The organism is Arthrobacter woluwensis (genome assembly GCF_900105345.1).
GTDB classification, from domain to species: domain Bacteria; phylum Actinomycetota; class Actinomycetes; order Actinomycetales; family Micrococcaceae; genus Arthrobacter_E; species Arthrobacter_E woluwensis.
This window is the reverse complement of sequence record NZ_FNSN01000003.1, coordinates 1544269-1559800: the sequence shown is the minus strand read 5'-3', so window position 1 is coordinate 1559800 and position 15532 is coordinate 1544269. Positions and strand designations below refer to the sequence as shown.

At 69.3% G+C, this 15532-nt stretch carries 13 protein-coding genes; 2 read left to right on the top strand and 11 right to left on the bottom strand.

Features of this window, described 5'->3' with window-relative positions:
* Nucleotides 1-59: 59 nt before the first annotated feature.
* The gene (locus tag BLV63_RS07725; RefSeq protein ID WP_074784149.1) at nt 60-1013 is read left to right on the top strand and encodes an NAD-dependent epimerase/dehydratase family protein; all 954 of its coding nucleotides are present in this window, start codon (nt 60-62) and stop codon (nt 1011-1013) included.
* On the opposite strand, the gene BLV63_RS07720 is transcribed toward BLV63_RS07725, so the two are convergent.
* The 11 genes from BLV63_RS07720 to argS all read right to left on the bottom strand — a co-directional run bounded on the left by BLV63_RS07720 (nt 993) and on the right by argS (nt 14869).
* Nucleotides 993-2015 (bottom strand): glycosyltransferase family 2 protein, encoded by a 1023-nt coding sequence (locus tag BLV63_RS07720; RefSeq protein WP_066210951.1) that lies wholly within the window; start codon nt 2013-2015, stop codon nt 993-995. The two genes, BLV63_RS07725 and BLV63_RS07720, sit on opposite strands and share 21 nt — an antisense overlap.
* On the bottom strand, nt 2012-2782 hold the full coding sequence (locus tag BLV63_RS07715; RefSeq protein ID WP_066210952.1) for a WecB/TagA/CpsF family glycosyltransferase: 771 nt from the start codon (nt 2780-2782) through the stop codon (nt 2012-2014). The genes BLV63_RS07720 and BLV63_RS07715 overlap by 4 nt, the downstream gene beginning before the upstream one ends.
* The gene (locus BLV63_RS07710) at nt 2783-3832 is read right to left on the bottom strand and encodes an L-threonylcarbamoyladenylate synthase (protein ID WP_074784144.1); all 1050 of its coding nucleotides are present in this window, start codon (nt 3830-3832) and stop codon (nt 2783-2785) included.
* Nucleotides 3833-3913: 81 nt separating this feature from the next.
* Nucleotides 3914-4798: a peptide chain release factor N(5)-glutamine methyltransferase gene (gene prmC / locus BLV63_RS07705; RefSeq protein WP_254780518.1), complete on the bottom strand. Its 885-nt coding sequence runs from the start codon at nt 4796-4798 to the stop codon at nt 3914-3916.
* Between the two features lie 9 nt (nt 4799-4807).
* Entirely contained in the window at nt 4808-5881 is a 1074-nt protein-coding gene (prfA, locus tag BLV63_RS07700; RefSeq protein WP_066210954.1) for a peptide chain release factor 1, read from the bottom strand.
* A gap of 93 nt (nt 5882-5974) precedes the next feature.
* Nucleotides 5975-8092, bottom strand: a complete 2118-nt coding sequence (rho, locus tag BLV63_RS07695; RefSeq protein WP_066211947.1) for a transcription termination factor Rho — start codon at nt 8090-8092, stop codon at nt 5975-5977.
* Between the two features lie 209 nt (nt 8093-8301).
* Nucleotides 8302-9273 carry a homoserine kinase gene (thrB, locus tag BLV63_RS07690; protein WP_496559493.1) on the bottom strand — a complete coding sequence of 324 codons (972 nt, stop codon included), beginning with the start codon at nt 9271-9273 and terminating at the stop codon, nt 8302-8304.
* Complete coding sequence (gene thrC, locus BLV63_RS07685) at nt 9274-10377, bottom strand: threonine synthase (protein ID WP_066210956.1); 1104 nt, start codon at nt 10375-10377, stop codon at nt 9274-9276. It abuts the gene before it with no gap.
* Nucleotides 10378-11682, bottom strand: a complete 1305-nt coding sequence (locus BLV63_RS07680) for a homoserine dehydrogenase (protein WP_066211951.1) — start codon at nt 11680-11682, stop codon at nt 10378-10380.
* A 23-nt stretch (nt 11683-11705) separates the two neighbouring features.
* Entirely contained in the window at nt 11706-13220 is a 1515-nt protein-coding gene (gene lysA / locus BLV63_RS07675) for a diaminopimelate decarboxylase (RefSeq protein WP_066210957.1), read from the bottom strand.
* Nucleotides 13220-14869: an arginine--tRNA ligase gene (gene argS, locus BLV63_RS07670; protein WP_066210959.1), complete on the bottom strand. Its 1650-nt coding sequence runs from the start codon at nt 14867-14869 to the stop codon at nt 13220-13222. The genes lysA and argS overlap by 1 nt, the downstream gene beginning before the upstream one ends.
* Before the next feature lie 186 nt (nt 14870-15055).
* Between argS and BLV63_RS07665 the strand changes: the two genes are divergently transcribed.
* Entirely contained in the window at nt 15056-15526 is a 471-nt protein-coding gene (locus BLV63_RS07665; protein WP_066210961.1) for an FMN-binding protein, read from the top strand.
* The last annotated feature ends 6 nt before the right edge of the window (nt 15527-15532 follow it).

The following is a 15532-nucleotide window of genomic DNA, read 5'->3' as shown; positions in this document are numbered from 1 at the left end:
TTGTGGATTTCCGGCAGCCCCCGCGGCTGTGCAGGCAGCACGCCGTCGAGAGGGGCTCCATGAAAGTCGCAGTCACCGGAGCCACGGGGTTCGTGGGACGCCATGTGGTGCGCGGGCTGCTCGACGCCGGCCACGAGGTCGTGGCGCTGGTCAGGACCCTGCCGCTGGGTGACTCCACGGCCGCGGCGCTGCACGGCGCGACGACGCGGGAGACCGGCGATCTCGAACGGATCGACGACTGCGCCTCACTCTTCGCCGGCGTGGACGCCGTGGTGCATCTCGCCGCCCGCGTCCACCGCATGGCCGAGGACAGCGAGGACCCCCTCGCCGCGCACCGCGCCGCCAACACGGACCTGACCCGCCGCCTGGCCGACGGCGCCGCCGCCGCGGGAGTCTCCTCGTTCGTCTTCCTCAGCAGCATCAAGGTCAATGGCGAACGGACCACCGGAACACCGTTCTCGGCCTCGGACGCGCCGCGGCCCGCCGATCCTTACGGAGTCTCCAAGTGGGAGGCGGAACAGGCCCTGGCCGCCGTGTGCGCACGGTCTGCACTGCGCGGCACCAGCGTCCGCATCCCGATGGTGTACGGCCCCGGAAACAAGGGGAACGTGCAGCGGCTCCTGGGGGCGATCCGGCGTGGGCTCCCGCTTCCCCTGGCCTCGGTGCGCAACCGCAGGACGATGGTGGCCGTGGGCAATGTCGTGTCGGCGATCCGGTACGCCCTGGACGACGATTCAGAGCGTTACCAGCTGATCCTGGCGGCCGACGCCCGGCCGGTCTCCACCGCGGAGCTCTGCCGCGCACTCGGCGCGGCCGCCGGCCGGCCGGCCCGCCTGGCGCCCTGTCCCCCGGCCCTGCTGCGTCTAGCCGCCCGCCTCGTCGGCAAGGGCGCGGAGGCCGACCGGCTCACCGAGGACCTGGAAGTCCGGGTCAGCGGCAGCGCTCCGGACTTCTCCTGGGCTCCCCCCGTCTCCTTCGACGAAGGGATCCGCTCACTCGCCGACGGCGGCTGACGCCCCCGGCGCAGGGATCCCGCGGAGCGGATACACGCCGTCCAGGACTTCGCTGTTCGGACGAGGACCCCGCAGAGCGTCCTTGACGCCACGGGCCAGACCCTTGAACAGGCGGCCGCGACGGCTGGAGCGGGCGATCGTCCGGCTCCAGTTGCGCACCGAGGCGCCCAGGAACAGCCCGCGCTCCCACCAGTGCAGCGCGGGCGAACGGAAGTACGCCCACAGCTTGTTGCGCACCTCGTAGTAGAAGCGGTCCCCCGGATCCGCCTGAGCGTCTCCGAACGTCTTCGTGTGGTGCAGGACCTCCGACGACGGCACGGCGAAGGCCTCCCCCGCACGGGTGATCCTGGCGGTGAACTCGAAGTCGTCGTTCCAGATGAAGTAGTCCGCGATCGGCAGGCCGTGCCGGCGGATCGCATCGGCGGAGATGAAGATCGAGACGAAGGATGCCGTCCGGATGCTCGTCAGGCCCAGCGACTCCGCGCGGGCTTTGCCGGCGGCGTCGAGGCGGAGACGCTCCTTCGTCCGGTTCATCGGATGCGGACGGCCATCGGTCCACCGGACCAGGCTGGCCAGGTATGCAGGCTCCGGAACGCCCTGGGCCGAGATGGTCGCCAGGGCGGACAGGGCTTCGGCCAGGGAATCGGCCTGAGGCTCCGTGTCGTCGTCCATGATCCAGACGTAGTCCGCCCGATGATCCAGGACGGCGCGCTCCATGCCCACCACGAAGCCTCCGGCGCCACCGGTGTTGGTCTCCAGGCGCACCAGATCCAGCACGGTGCCGCGGGCGGTTTCCGCGCCTTCGCCGACGGCCCAGTCGCTCAAGAACTCCGGTGTTCCGTCATCGGAGGCGTTGTCCACCACGATGAGGACGTCGGGCCGCACCGTGGCCGTCAGCAGCCCCCTGAGAGTGCCTTCCAGCAGGTCTCTGCGGTTGTAGGTGACCACGACGGCGGCCACGCGGGGACGCGGGCCCGTCTCGGCCGGGGCCTGCTCGGTCACGAATTCACATCCTGTCGTTTGATCCCGCGGCCTGCGCGGCGGCGCAGGAGAAGATAGCCGAGCTTCCACGGCTCCACGAACACGCGGTACGCCACGCGCCGCGGGTCGAACAGCAGACGCCACGCCCATTCGAAGCCAAGACGGCCGATCCAGCGCGGGGCGAGCCTCTGGATGCCGGCCACCTGGTCGATCGCACCGCCCACAGCACAGTGCACAGCCGGAACTTCGCTCAGCAGCCGCGTGATGACCTGCTCCTGCAGGGGCATCCCGAGGCCGGTCAGGACCAACTGCGGCCGGAACTCCCGCAGCCAGGCGACCGCATCACGCTCCGCATCCGCGGACCAGCCTGCTCCGGGGCGGCCCTCCACGACGGCGTTCGGAACACGCCGGCGCAGTTCCTCGACCGCCCCGGCATTGGCTTCGGACCCGGCGCCGAGCACGGCGATGCGCTTCAGGCCGGGCACGGCCCCCAGCCGCGCCAGCCAGTCGACGGATCCCACGCGATGCGCCCCGGCGCCCTGGCCGCGGTTGAACGTCCGCGCCCACAGCTTGGCCAAGGGCGCGCCGTCGAGCAGGACCACCGAACTGCGGTCATAGAACGCGGCGAAGGCCGGATCGCTGTGATACAGCGTCACGCTGTGCAGATTGTGCCCGACGACGGTGTGCGGCTCCCCGGAGGCGACCAGGCGGCCGATCTCCTGTGCGGCCTCGTCCGCGGTGAGCGCGGTGACTTCGACGTCGAGGAGCGGAAGGCGGTCCTTCCGCATTCAGCTCTCCGACCCGGCGGCCCGGGGGGTCTCGGCGTCCTGACGCTGGGAGTCTTCGGTCTCGGCGGCGGGTGCCGCTTCGGGAGCGGCGGACTCTGCCGGCTGCTCGACGACGGGGGTGTCCGCGGTGGCAGCCGGTGTTGTGGCAGCCGTGGTCTCGTCAGCCGTGGCGTCGGTAGTGGCGTCGGCAGTGTCGACGAGGGCGGTCGTGTCGTCCGCCGCGGTCTCAGTCGCCCCAGGTGCCGCTGCTCCGTCCTCAGCAGAGGTCTCCGGCGCGTCCTCCGCCGCCGGCGCGGCGCCGGTGGTCTCCTCGGAAACCGTCTCCTCCGACGCGGTGGCGTTCAGCGCACTGTCGGCGCCGGGCTGCCAGACGGGGACCTCCTGACCGAACGCCAGGATCGACGGGACGACGTCGCGGAGGTCCTCCAGGGCGATCGCGCCCTGGCGCACCACCCGGGCACGGCTGCCGGTGCAGTCGACGATCGTGGACGGCAGGGCGACCTCGTCGATGTCGGACTCGGCGGGACGGGGTCCTCCGTCGAGGTAGACCTCCACGGACTCGGCGAGCTGTTCCTGAGCGTTGGCGGCCGTCTGCGCGGCCGGCTGACCACTCCGGTTGGCCGAGGACACGGCCAGCGGGCCGGTCCGCGCCAGGATCTCGAGCGCCAGCTCGTCATCGGGCACGCGCAGCGCGACGGTGCCCTTGGTCTCGCCCAGATCCCACTCCAGGGACGGCTGGGCATGCAGGATCAAGGTGAGGGCGCCGGGCCAGAACTTCTCGGCGAGCTTGCGGGCGTCGTCGCCGATGTCCACGGCCAGCCCGTCCATGGTCTGGACGCGCGGGATGAGCACGGGCGGAGGCATGGTCCGGGAGCGGCCCTTGGCGGCCAGCAGCAGCCGGACGGCCAGCGGGGAGAAGGCGTCCGCGGCGATGCCGTACACCGTGTCCGTCGGGAAGACGATGCACTGCTGTTCGGCGATGGCACGCTGGGCGTGCGCCAGTCCCTCGAAGCGGGTTTCTTCCGTTGAACAGTCGTAGCTAGAAGTCACGCTGACATTCTCCCATTCTTTTCGGGTCCACAGTCCGTGCCACGTCGCACGTCCGCCGGGGTGATCGGCCCGGCGACCGCTTCAGGCGCGGCGGGCCGAGGTGGCGCGGTCGAGGCCGTTGAGGTCCTGGTGGGTCGTCACGTCGGTCCAGGCGGGGTCGTGGCCCAGGCGCGTGGCGAGCCACGGCGCCTGCACCTCGGCATGTTCCATGATGAACCAGCCGCCCTGCCTGAGCAGACGCGCCGCACTGGCCGCCGCGGCGAGCGGCAGCTCCATGCCGTCCGCTCCCCCGCCATACAGCGCCATCTCGGGATCGTGTTCGGCGACCTCCGGTTCGCGGGGCACCGCCTCACTCGGGATGTACGGAGGATTGGACACCACGACATCCACCAGACCGTTCAGCTCCGGCAGCGCGTCCCGCAGATCCCCCTGATGAAGTTCGACGCCGTGGGGCCGGCTGTTGCGCTCGGCCCAGGCGATCGCCAGCGGGCTCAGCTCGACGGCGTGCACGCGCGAACCCGGAACCTCATGCGCCAAGGACGCGGCGATGGCTCCCGAGCCGGTGCCGAGGTCCACCAGGAGGGGTGTGAGGATCCCCTCGGCCCGCAGCTCGGCGCACCGGTCCACGGCCCACTGGACCACGGTCTCCGTCTCAGGCCTCGGGATGAAGACCCCCGGCCCCACGGACAGCTCCAGGTGCCGGAAGGAGGCGACCCCGGTCAGGTGCTGGAGCGGGATGCGTTCCGCACGCTGAGCCACGAGGGTCGAGAACCCCTCGGGCACTGTGCGGGAACCCATGAGGACCGCGTGCTGCAATTCCTTGAGGTCGAGACCGAGGGTGTGCGCCAGGAGCAGCTCGGCGTCGCGGCGCGGACTCGGCACGCCCGCCGCGGTGAGCACGGCCGCGGCGGCCCGGACCGCGGGGGCCAGGGGCACGCCGGGGCGCAGCGCGTCGTCGTCGTACACGGTGTTCCGCTATTCGCCGATGGCGTCCAGGCGGGCCTGCTCGTCCATCTCGATGGCGGACTGGATGACCGGTTCCAGATCACCGTTCATGACGGCGTCCAGGTTGTAGGCCTTGTACCCGGTGCGGTGATCCGCGATGCGGTTCTCCGGGAAGTTGTAGGTGCGGATGCGCTCGGAGCGGTCCATGGTCCGGATCTGGGACTTGCGGTGCTCGGCGCTCTCCGCGTCCAGCTGTTCCTGCTGGTGCGCCAGAAGACGCGCCCGGAGCACGCGCATGGCGGCTTCACGGTTCTGCAGCTGGGACTTCTCGTTCTGCATCGCCACCACGATGCCCGTGGGCAGGTGGGTGATGCGGACGGCAGAGTCCGTGGTGTTCACGGACTGGCCACCCGGACCCGAGGACCGGTAGACGTCGATCTTGAGATCGTTCTGGTTGATCTCGATCTCCTCCGGCTCATCAACCTCGGGGAACACCAGGACACCGGCGGCCGAGGTGTGGATGCGGCCCTGGGATTCCGTCGCGGGGACGCGCTGCACCCGGTGCACGCCGCCCTCGAACTTCAGGCGGGCCCAGACACCCTCGGCAGGATCGTTGGAGGAGCCCTTGATGGCCATCTGAGCGTCCTTGTAGCCCCCGAGGTCCGACTCGGTGGCGGAGATCAGCTCGGTCTTCCAGCCACGGGACTCGGCGTAACGGGTGTACATGCGGAGCAGGTCGGCGGCGAACAGGGCCGCCTCCTCGCCGCCTTCGCCGCCCTTGACCTCGATGATGATGTTGCGGGCGTCGTCGGGATCACGCGGGATGAGCAGACGGCGCAGCTTCTCCTGGGCCGCCGGCAGCTTCTCCTCGATCTGGGCGACCTCTTCGGCGAAGTCGGGGTCTTCGGCGGCCATCTCCCGGGCGGCCTCCAGGTCATCGCTGAGTCCGCGCCAGGTCTTGTACGCTTCCACGATGCCGTTGAGCTGCGCGGAACGGCGCCCCAGCTTGCGGGCCAGCGACTGGTCGGCATAGACGGCGGGATCGCTCAGCTGCGCCTGGATCGCGGCGTGCTCGTCGAGCAGACCCTGGACGGACTCAAACATGTTCTAAACCTCTTTCAACCTGCAGACAAGTTTATCGGGAGACGGCAAACGGGGATGGGACCGGCGTTCGGCCGGTCCCATCCCCGTCAGGAGCTACTTGTCGTTCTCCGACTTGGCAGCCAGGGTGGTGCGCTGCACCTGGAGCAGGAACTCGGCGTTGCTCTGCGTCTCACGGATCTTGCTCGTGAGCAGTTCCAGGCCCTGCTGCTGCTCGAGACCGGAGAGCAGGCGACGCAGGCGCCACATGATCTTGACCTCGTCGGCCGAGAGCAGGTTCTCCTCGCGGCGGGTGCTGGACGCGTTGACGTCGACGGCCGGGAAGATGCGCTTGTCCGCCAGGTGGCGGGACAGGCGGAGCTCCATGTTGCCGGTGCCCTTGAACTCCTCGAAGATGACCTCGTCCATCTTGGAACCGGTCTCCACGAGGGCCGTCGCCAGGATGGTCAGCGAGCCGCCGTTCTCGATGTTGCGTGCTGCGCCGAAGAACCGCTTGGGCGGGTACAGCGCGGCGGAGTCGACACCACCGGAGAGGATGCGGCCGGAAGCCGGCGCGGCCAGGTTGTAAGCGCGGCCCAGACGGGTCATGGAGTCCAGGAGGACCACCACGTCCTTGCCCATCTCCACGAGACGCTTGGCGCGCTCGATGGAGAGCTCGGCCACGGTGGTGTGGTCGTCGGCGGGACGGTCGAAGGTCGAGGCGATGACCTCACCCTTCACCGTGCGCTGCATGTCGGTGACTTCTTCCGGACGCTCATCCACCAGGACCATCATGAGGTGGACCTCAGGGTTGTTGGTGGTGATGGCGTTGGCGATCGACTGCAGGATGAGCGTCTTACCGGCCTTCGGCGGGGAGACGATCAGGCCACGCTGGCCCTTGCCGATGGGAGCCACGAGGTCGATGATGCGCGGACCGATCTTCTTGGGATCGGTCTCCAGACGCAGGCGCTCGGACGGGTAGAGCGGAACGAGCTTGTTGAACTCGACGCGGTTCTTCAGCTCTTCGGGCTGGAGGCCGTTGACGCTCGTGACGCGGACCAGGGCGTTGAACTTCTGGCGGTTGTTCTGCTGGTTGTTGTTCTCGCCCTCGCGGGGAGCGCGGATCGCACCGACGACGGCGTCGCCCTTGCGCAGGTTGTACTTGCGGACCTGGTTGAGGGTCACGTACACATCCTGCGGACCCGGCAGGTAGCCGGAGGTGCGGATGAACGCGTAGTTGTCCAGGACGTCGAGGATGCCGGCCACGGGGACCAGGACATCGTCGTCGCTCAGCTCGGTGTCGTCCACCTCGGGGCCCTGGTTGCGGCCACGGCGGCGCTCATTGCGATCGCGGAAACGGTCGTTGCGATCGTTACGGTCATTGCGATCGTTACGATCGCCCCGCTCGTTGCGGTCCCGGCGATTGCGACGGTTCCGGCGGTTGCCGCCCTCTTCCTCATCAGCCCGGTTGTCCTGCTGGCGATTCTCCTGCTGGCGGGCGCCCTGCTGGTTGCCGTTGTTCTGGCCGTTGCCCTCGCCGTTGCGGGGACCGCGCTCGGAGCGCTGGCGGTTGCGGCGGTTGCCTTCGCCTTCACGAGCCTCGCCCTGCTCAGCCGGGGCCTCGGCGGATTCCGCGGGAGCCTCGGCGCGCTCACCGGCGTTCTCGGCGCCTTCGGCGCGGCGGTTGCGGTTGCGGGTGCGGGTGTTGCGGCGCTCGGAGCCCTGCTCGCCGGAGGCGTTGTCGGCGTTGTCGGCACGCTGCTCGGCGGCCGGAGCAGCCGTCTCGGCGGGCGCGGTCTCCGCTGCGGTCTCCGTCGCGGCGACGACGCCGTCGCTGCCTGCGCGGCGGGAGCGGCCACGGGTCCGGCTGCGGGCGGGCGCCGCCTCGGAGGGGGCATCCTGCTCGGCGGAAGCGGCGGGGGCCTCGGCCTCAGCCTGAGGCGCGGCGGTCTTGGCGGAGTTCGCCTTGGCGGCGCTTGCCTTGGTGGCGGCGGGCGCCTTGGCGGCTTCCTCACCCTTGGCAGGGCGGTCGGCGACGGAGGAGCCACGCTGGTGGTCGGAGATGGCGGTCACGAGGTCGCCCTTGCGCATCCGGGAACTCCCGGAGATGCCGAGCTGGCTGGCAAGCGCCTGCAGCTGGGCGAGCTTGAGGCCCGCCAGGCCGCTGCTCTTCGCTGCCGGTGCAGCGGAGCTTGTCTTGTCCACATCCGTTGTCAGGACAGTGGTTTCAGTCACGAAGGATCCTTCCCCCTCGATGGCGTCCGGGCTGGAGCCGGACGGTTGGGTTGACAGCACAGGCCTTCAGATCATCCTGGGCTGCTCATGACCGCGCAATGGGGCGGAGCACGAGTTTTTGCAAGGAATTTGCCGCGCGAAACACACGGTCCAAGAAGAGGATCCGCGGGTGGATTCCCCGCGCGCAAAAAGTGGCATCCACTGCGGATTTACCGCGGATGCACTTCCACTTTAGCACCTTCACGGTCCACCGCCGGTCGCAGAACACGCCACGACACCGCCACGGATTCCCGCTGCCGGATGAACTCCTCCACCTCGGCGGCCTCTGCCGTCGAACGGGCGAGGGTCATGACCGTGGGACCGGCTCCGGATACGACGGCGGCGTGGCCGCGTTCGCGCAGGGCCGCGATGAGATCCGCGCTGGGCTGCATGGCCCTCGCACGGTAGTCCTGGTGCAGATAGTCCCGCGTCGCCGGCACGAGCAGATCCGGCTGCGTCGTCAGGGCGGCCACGAGCAACGCGGCCCGTCCCGAGTTCATGGCCGCCGCGTGGTGATCCACCTGAGCCGGCAGCAGGGTACGGGCGAGTTCCGTGGACAGTTCGAAGTCCGGGATCGCGACGACGGGGATCACGTCCGCGTGCACCTCGGCACGGGCACTGCGGAACTCCGCCCCGTCCTGCCAGGAGAGGGCGAGGGCGCCGAAGATCGCCGGCGCGACGTTGTCCGGGTGGCCTTCCAGCTCACTCGTGAACTGCAGCACCCAATCGGACCCGCGGCGGGACTCCTCCGGCACCAGGCCGTTCGCCGCCAGAGCTGCGGCCACGACGGCGGCGGCTGAGCTTCCCAGCCCGCGTCCGTGCGGAATGACGTTCTCGGCCCTCAGGTGCAGACCTTGGTGGCGGTGCCCGAGCTGGGCGAGGGCCGCTTCGAGGGACCGGATGACCAGGTGGCTGCCGTCGCGGGGCACGGACTCCGTCCCCTCGCCCGACAGCGTGAACTCCAGTTCGCCGGAGTCCAGGGTTTCGACCGTCACGGTGTCGAAGAGCTGGACGGCCAGGCCGAGGCTGTCATAACCGGGGCCGAGGTTCGCGCTCGTCGCCGGGACACGGACGGTGACGGAAAGACCGGACGGCAGTGCGGCGAGGGACGCCGCACCGCCGTCGTGATGAGGCGTCAACACTCAGCCTTCGAAGCCGAGGGCCGCGGCCACGGAGACCACGTCGTTCTGCACCTTGACCGGGGAGACATCGCTGCCGTCCTCGGTGCGGAGGGCCCACTGGGGATCCTTGAGCCCGTGGCCGGTCACGGTGATGACGATGGTCTTGCCCGTGGGGACCTCGCCCGCGGCGTGCTTCTTGATCAGACCGGCGACACCTGCCGCGGAGCCGGGCTCCACGAAGACGCCCTCCTTGCTGGACAGCCAGCGGTGGGCCTCGAGGATCTCCTCGTCGGTGACGGCCTCGATGAGGCCGCCCGACTCGTCGCGCGCGGCGACGGCGGTGTCCCAGGAGGCGGGGTTGCCGATCCGGATGGCGGTGGCGATCGTCTCGGGGTGCGTGATCGGGTGCCCGGCGACGAACGGCGCCGCGCCGGCGGCCTGGAAGCCCCACATGGCGGGCGTGCGCGTGGCGACGGCGGCCAGTTCACCGGCGGTCGCGGACTGGTACGGTGCCGCGTACTCCTGGTAACCCTTCCAGTACGCGCTGATGTTGCCGGCGTTGCCGACGGGCAGCACGTGGATGTCGGGGGCGTCGCCCAGAGCATCGACGACCTCGAAGGCGCCGGTCTTCTGACCCTCGATGCGGGCCGGGTTGACCGAGTTCACCAGGAACACGGGGTACGCCTCATTCAGCTTGCGGGCGATCTCGAGGCAGTCGTCGAAGTTGCCGTCCACCTGCAGCAGGGTGGCGCCGTGGGCGATGGCCTGGGACAGCTTGCCCATCGCGATCTTGCCCTCGGGGACCAGCACGGCGCAGCGGAGACCAGCCGAGGTGGCGTACGCCGCCGCGGAGGCCGAGGTGTTGCCCGTGGAGGCGCAGACCACGGCCTGCGCTCCGGCCTGCACGGCGGCCGTCATGGCCATCGTCATGCCACGGTCCTTGAACGAACCCGTCGGGTTCATGCCCTCGACCTTGAGGTAGACGGTGTTGCCGGTGAGCTCGGAGAGCTTCTGGGCGTGCACCAGAGGAGTGCCGCCCTCGCCCAGGGTGATGACCCTGGTGCTCTCGTCGACAGGGAGACGTTCGGCGTATTCGCGGATCACGCCGCGCCACTGATGAGCCACTTAGACACCTTCCACACGGAGGACGGACGTCACGTCCTGCACGACGTCCAGTTGAGAAATGGATGCGACGGTCGCCGCGAGGTCGGCCTCGCTGGCCCGGTGCGTCACGATCCGCAGTTCGGCGGACTGATCAGCGCTGCTGATGCTCTGCCGGAACAGTTCGATGGACACGCCGTTGTCGCTGAAAACCTGGGCGATGCGGGCGAGGACGCCCGGCTGGTCCGCCACGCGCAGACCCACGTGATAGCTGGTCCGGCTCGCCGAGATGGGCAGCGCCGGGACATGGCCCGTGGTGGTCTCGGTGCGGCCGGGGCCGCCGAGCACGATCCGGCGTGCCGCGGAGACGAGGTCACCCAGGACGGCGGACGCGGTCGGAGTGCCACCCGCGCCCTGGCCGTAGAACATCAGTTCGCCGGCGTTCTCCGCCTCGACGAACACGGCGTTGAACGCGCCGCGGACAGCTGCCAGCGGGTGTTCCCGCGGCAGGAGCGTCGGGTGGACACGGACGCTGACACCCTCGTCGCCGGCGTCGTCCGTCAGCTTCTCCGCGATGGCGAGCAGCTTGATGACGAATCCGGCGTCCTTGGCGGCGGCGATGTCCGTCGCGCTCACCTTGGTGATGCCCTCGCAGTACACGTCGTCGAGGGAGAAGCGGGTGTGGAAGGACAGCGCGGCCAGGATCGCCGCCTTGGCCGCGGCGTCGTGACCCTCCACATCGGCGGTCGGATCCGCCTCGGCATATCCGAGACGCTGCGCCTCCGCCAGGGCGTCCTCGAACTGGGCGCCGGTGGAGTCCATCTGGTCCAGGATGAAGTTCGTGGTGCCGTTGACGATGCCGAGCACGCGGGTGATCCGGTCACCGGAGAGGCTGTCGCGGATGGGACGCAGGATCGGGATCGCACCGGCGACGGCGGCCTCGTAGGAGAGCTGCACGCCCGCCTTGTCCGCCTCCTCGTAGAGAGTGGGGCCGTCCTGAGCCAGCAGCGCCTTGTTTCCCGTCACCACGCACGCGCCGTGACGGACAGCGGAGAGGATCAGGCTGCGGGCGGGCTCGATGCCGCCCATCAGCTCGATGACCAGATCGGCGCCGGCCACGAGGGACTCGGAGTCGGTGGTGAAGAGCTCCCGGGGAAGCTCGACGTCACGGGGCGCGTCGATCGTGCGGACGCCGATGCCGACGAGTTCCAACCGGGCGCCGGTGCGGGCCGCCAGCGTGTCCGCGTCCTCGAGAAGGATGCGCGCCACCTGGGATCCGACGTTGCCGCACCCCAGGAGCGCGACCTTGAGGGTCTTGGTCTCATTCACGTCGGTGTTCACAACGTCGGTGTTCACAGCTCTCCGGCTCCCATGTCTCGGTTCAAGAGGTCTTCCTCGGTTTCCCCACGAATGATCCACCGGGCGGTCCCGTCAGAGACCGCGACCACTCCCGGACGTGCCAGGTAGTTGTAGTTGCTCGCGAGTGCCCAGCAGTAGGCACCGGTCCCCGGCACGGCCAGGAGATCACCGGCGCTGACGTCCGAGGGCAGGTAAACATCTTTAACAACAATGTCCCCGCTCTCGCAATGTTTGCCCACCACTCGGGACAACTGAGCGGGCGCGTCCGAGGAACGGCTCGCCAGAGCGGCCGAATAGTCGGCGTCATAAAGCACCGGACGGGCGTTGTCGCTCATGCCGCCATCGACGGACACGTAGCGCCGCGGGTAGGTCCTCTCCGCATCGTCCGGCGCCTCAACCTGGACGGTCTTGCGGGTGCCGACCTCGTACAGCGTGAACGTGGTGCTGCCGACGATCGCCCGCCCGGGCTCGATCGAGATGCGAGGGCACTCGATGGCCAGCTCACGGCAGGTCTCCCCTACGACGCCGGCCAGCGCCTGAGCGATCTCGGACACCGGCCGCGGGGTGTCCACCGGAGTGTAGGCGATCCCGTGGCCTCCCCCGAGATCCATCTCCGGCAGGACGATCCCGTGCTTGCGCTGCATCGCGTCATGGAACCCGAGGAGTTTCCGGGCCGCGACCGCGAAGCCGTCCGCCTCGAAGATCTGCGATCCGATGTGGCAGTGGAGGCCGAGAAGCTCGATGCCGTCCAGCGCCACGGCCGCGTCCACGGCCTGTTCGGCCGCGGACAACGCCGGGTCGATACCGCGCAGTTCCGCGTCCTCCGCGGTGCCCGGCGCCATGGAGAGACCGAACTTCTGGTCCTCGTGGGCCGTGGCGATGAACTCGTGGGTATGCGCGTGCACGCCCGGGGTGAGCCGCAGCATGACCTTGGCGGTCACCTGATGACCGGACTTCTTGGCGTCTTCGGCCCGCCGGCGCTGGACGATGCCGGCCACGCGCTCCAGCTCGTCGATGCTGTCCACCACGATCCGGCCCAGGTTCATGTCCAGGGCGCGGTTGATCTCGGCGGCCGACTTGTTGTTGCCGTGCAGTCCGAGCAGCTCACCGGGGAAACCGGCTCGCTGGGCGACCGCCAGCTCTCCGCCCGAACAGGTGTCAAGGCGGAGACCCTCCTGGCGGACCCACCGTGCGACCTCCACACTCAGGAACGCCTTGCCGGCGTAGTAGACATCCACTCCCCCGCACAGGTCGGCGAAGGCCTCGTTGAAGGCGTCGCGGAAGGCGCGCGCACGAGCCCGGAAGTCGCCTTCGCTGAGGACGAAGAGCGGCGTGCCGAACTGCTCCTGGAGCGCACTGACCGTCACTCCGCCCACCGTGAGTTCTCCGGTGCCGGACCGCTCGACGTCGTGCGCCCAGCTCGGGGCGTGCAAAGCGTTGAGGTCCGACGGGAGCTGCAGCCAGTCGGGGGCCAGCGGGCTGGCCCCTGTCACATCCGCGCCGCTCACTACATGCGCTCCGGGGCGGAGACGCCGAGGAGGGCGAGGCCGTTCGCGAGGACCTGGCTCGTGGCGTCGTTGAGCCACAGGCGGGTGCGGTTGACCGTGGTCACTTCCTCGTCGCCCTGCGGGGTCACGCGGCAGGCGTCATACCAGCGGTGGTACGCCCCGGCGATGACTTCGAGGTGACGGGCGATGCGGTGCGGTTCACGGAGCTCGGCGGCCTTCGCCACGATGGACGGGAAGCTGCCCAGCTGGGACAGCAGCTCGTTCTCGGTGGGATCGGTCAGCAGCGACGCGTCGAACTCGCTCCGGTCCACACCGGCCGCCGCCGCGTTGCGCGCCGTGCCACGGGACCGGGCATGCGCGTACTGCACGTAGAACACGGGGTTCTCGTTGCTGTTCTTCTTGAGGACCTCGGGCTCCAGCGTGATGGGGGAATCCGCGGGGAAGCGAGCCAGCGAATAGCGCACCGCATCCTTGCCGAGCCAGGAGATGAGGTCCTTGAGCTCGATGATGTTGCCCGCGCGCTTGGACAGCTTCGCGCCGTTCACCGACACGAGCTGGCCGATGAGGACCTCGATGTTCTTCTCGGGATCGTCACCGGCGCAGGCCGCGATGGCCTTCAGGCGGTTGACGTAGCCATGGTGGTCGGCGCCGAGCAGGTAGATCTTCTCCTCGAAGCCGCGGTCCCTCTTGGTGAGGTAGTAGGCGGCGTCGGCGGCGAAGTACGTGGGCTCGCCGTTGGCACGGATGAGGACGCGGTCCTTGTCATCCGTGAAGTCCGTGGTGCGCAGCCAGACGGCGCCGTCCTGGTCGAAGACGTGGCCCTGCTCGCGCAGGCGGTCCACCGAGGCTTCGAGCGCGCCGGACTCGTGCAGGGTCCGCTCGGAGAAGTAGACGTCGAAATGCACGTCGAAATCGGCGAGCGTCTGCTTGATGTCCTCAAGCTGCGCCTGGTAGGCGGCCTCGCGGATGATGGGCAGCGCGGCCTCATCGGTCAGCTCGCGGATGGCGGGGTGTTCACGGAGCACCTCGTGGCCCAGGTCCACGATGTACTGGCCGGGGTAGCCTCCTTCCGGCACGTCACGGCCCCGCAGGCGGGACAGCACCGAGTTGGCGAACACGTTCATCTGACTGCCGGCGTCGTTGATGTAGTACTCGGCGGTGACGTCGGCGCCGGCGGCACGGAGCACGCGGGCGATGGAGTCGCCCAGCGCCGCCCAGCGAGTGTGTCCGATGTGCAGCGGGCCGGTCGGGTTGGCGGAGACGAACTCCATGTTGACCGTGTGGCCTGCGAGCGCGTCGTTGTTCCCGTAGGTGGCGCCTGCCTCGACGATGGTGCGTGCCAGCTCGCCGGCGGCGCCGGCGTCCAGGGTGATGTTGATGAAGCCGGGGCCCGCGATGTCCACCGACGCGACGCCGTCCACATCTTCGAGCTTCGCGGCCAGAATGGCGGCGAAGTCGCGGGGCGACAGGCCGGCGCGCTTCCCGAACTGCATGGCGGCGTTGGTGGCCCAGTCACCGTGCTCCCGGTTCTTCGGTCGCTCCACACGGACCTCGGCCTCCAGCGCCTCGGCGGGGAGGTTGATCGAGCCGTCAGCGACGGCGTCCTTCAGGCATGCGGTGATTGCTGCGGAAAGCTGTTCGGGAGTCACCCCTCAATCCTACGGGGAGGGGCCTGCCCGGCGGAAAAGCATGAACCCGCTATGTGGACAGCCCCGGACAGGTCTGTCCACATGGAGCATTCATTCTCAGGAAACTCTGGACATACGCCCAGCAAGCCGAATTACGGTGGAGCCAGCCCCCTGGGTCTCCATCCCTTCTTCCCCTCAGGAGCATCGATGACCACCTCCACTCCTTCTCTGAAGATCCTGGCCGGCACCGCCGCAGGACTCGCCGTGCTGGCCGCGGCCACCGCCTGCGCCCCGGCGAAGCAGGGCACCTCCACCGCCGACGTGTCCCCCACGTCCGGAGCGTCGAGTGCCGCGGGCAGCAGTGGGGCTCCTGCCACCGCCGGCCACTACAAGGACGGCACCTACAGCGCGGACGGACATTACACCTCACCCAACGGCGAAGAGACCGTGGGGGTCACCCTCACTCTCGCCTCCGGCAAGATCAGCGACGTCAAGATCGCCACCCATCCGACCAGCGCGAACACCCAGCTGTTCCAGAACCGGTTCGCCGGGGGCATCAAGGACCTGGTCGTGGGCAAGAGCATCGACCAGCTCGACGTGAGCCGGGTGGCCGGTTCGAGCCTGACCAGCGGCGGGTTCAACGACGCCGTGGAGGCCATCAAGAAGCAGGCGGGCTGAGTTCCC

Excerpts from the sequence above, each read along its gene's own strand:
- BLV63_RS07725 (WP_074784149.1), top strand. The coding sequence starts at position 60 with ATGAAAGTCGCAGTCACCGGAGCCACGGGGTTCGTGGGACGCCATGTG.
- BLV63_RS07715 (WP_066210952.1), bottom strand. The coding sequence starts at position 2,782 with ATGCGGAAGGACCGCCTTCCGCTCCTCGACGTCGAAGTCACCGCGCTC.
- prfA (WP_066210954.1), bottom strand. The coding sequence starts at position 5,881 with ATGTTTGAGTCCGTCCAGGGTCTGCTCGACGAGCACGCCGCGATCCAG.
- BLV63_RS07665 (WP_066210961.1), top strand. The coding sequence starts at position 15,056 with ATGACCACCTCCACTCCTTCTCTGAAGATCCTGGCCGGCACCGCCGCA.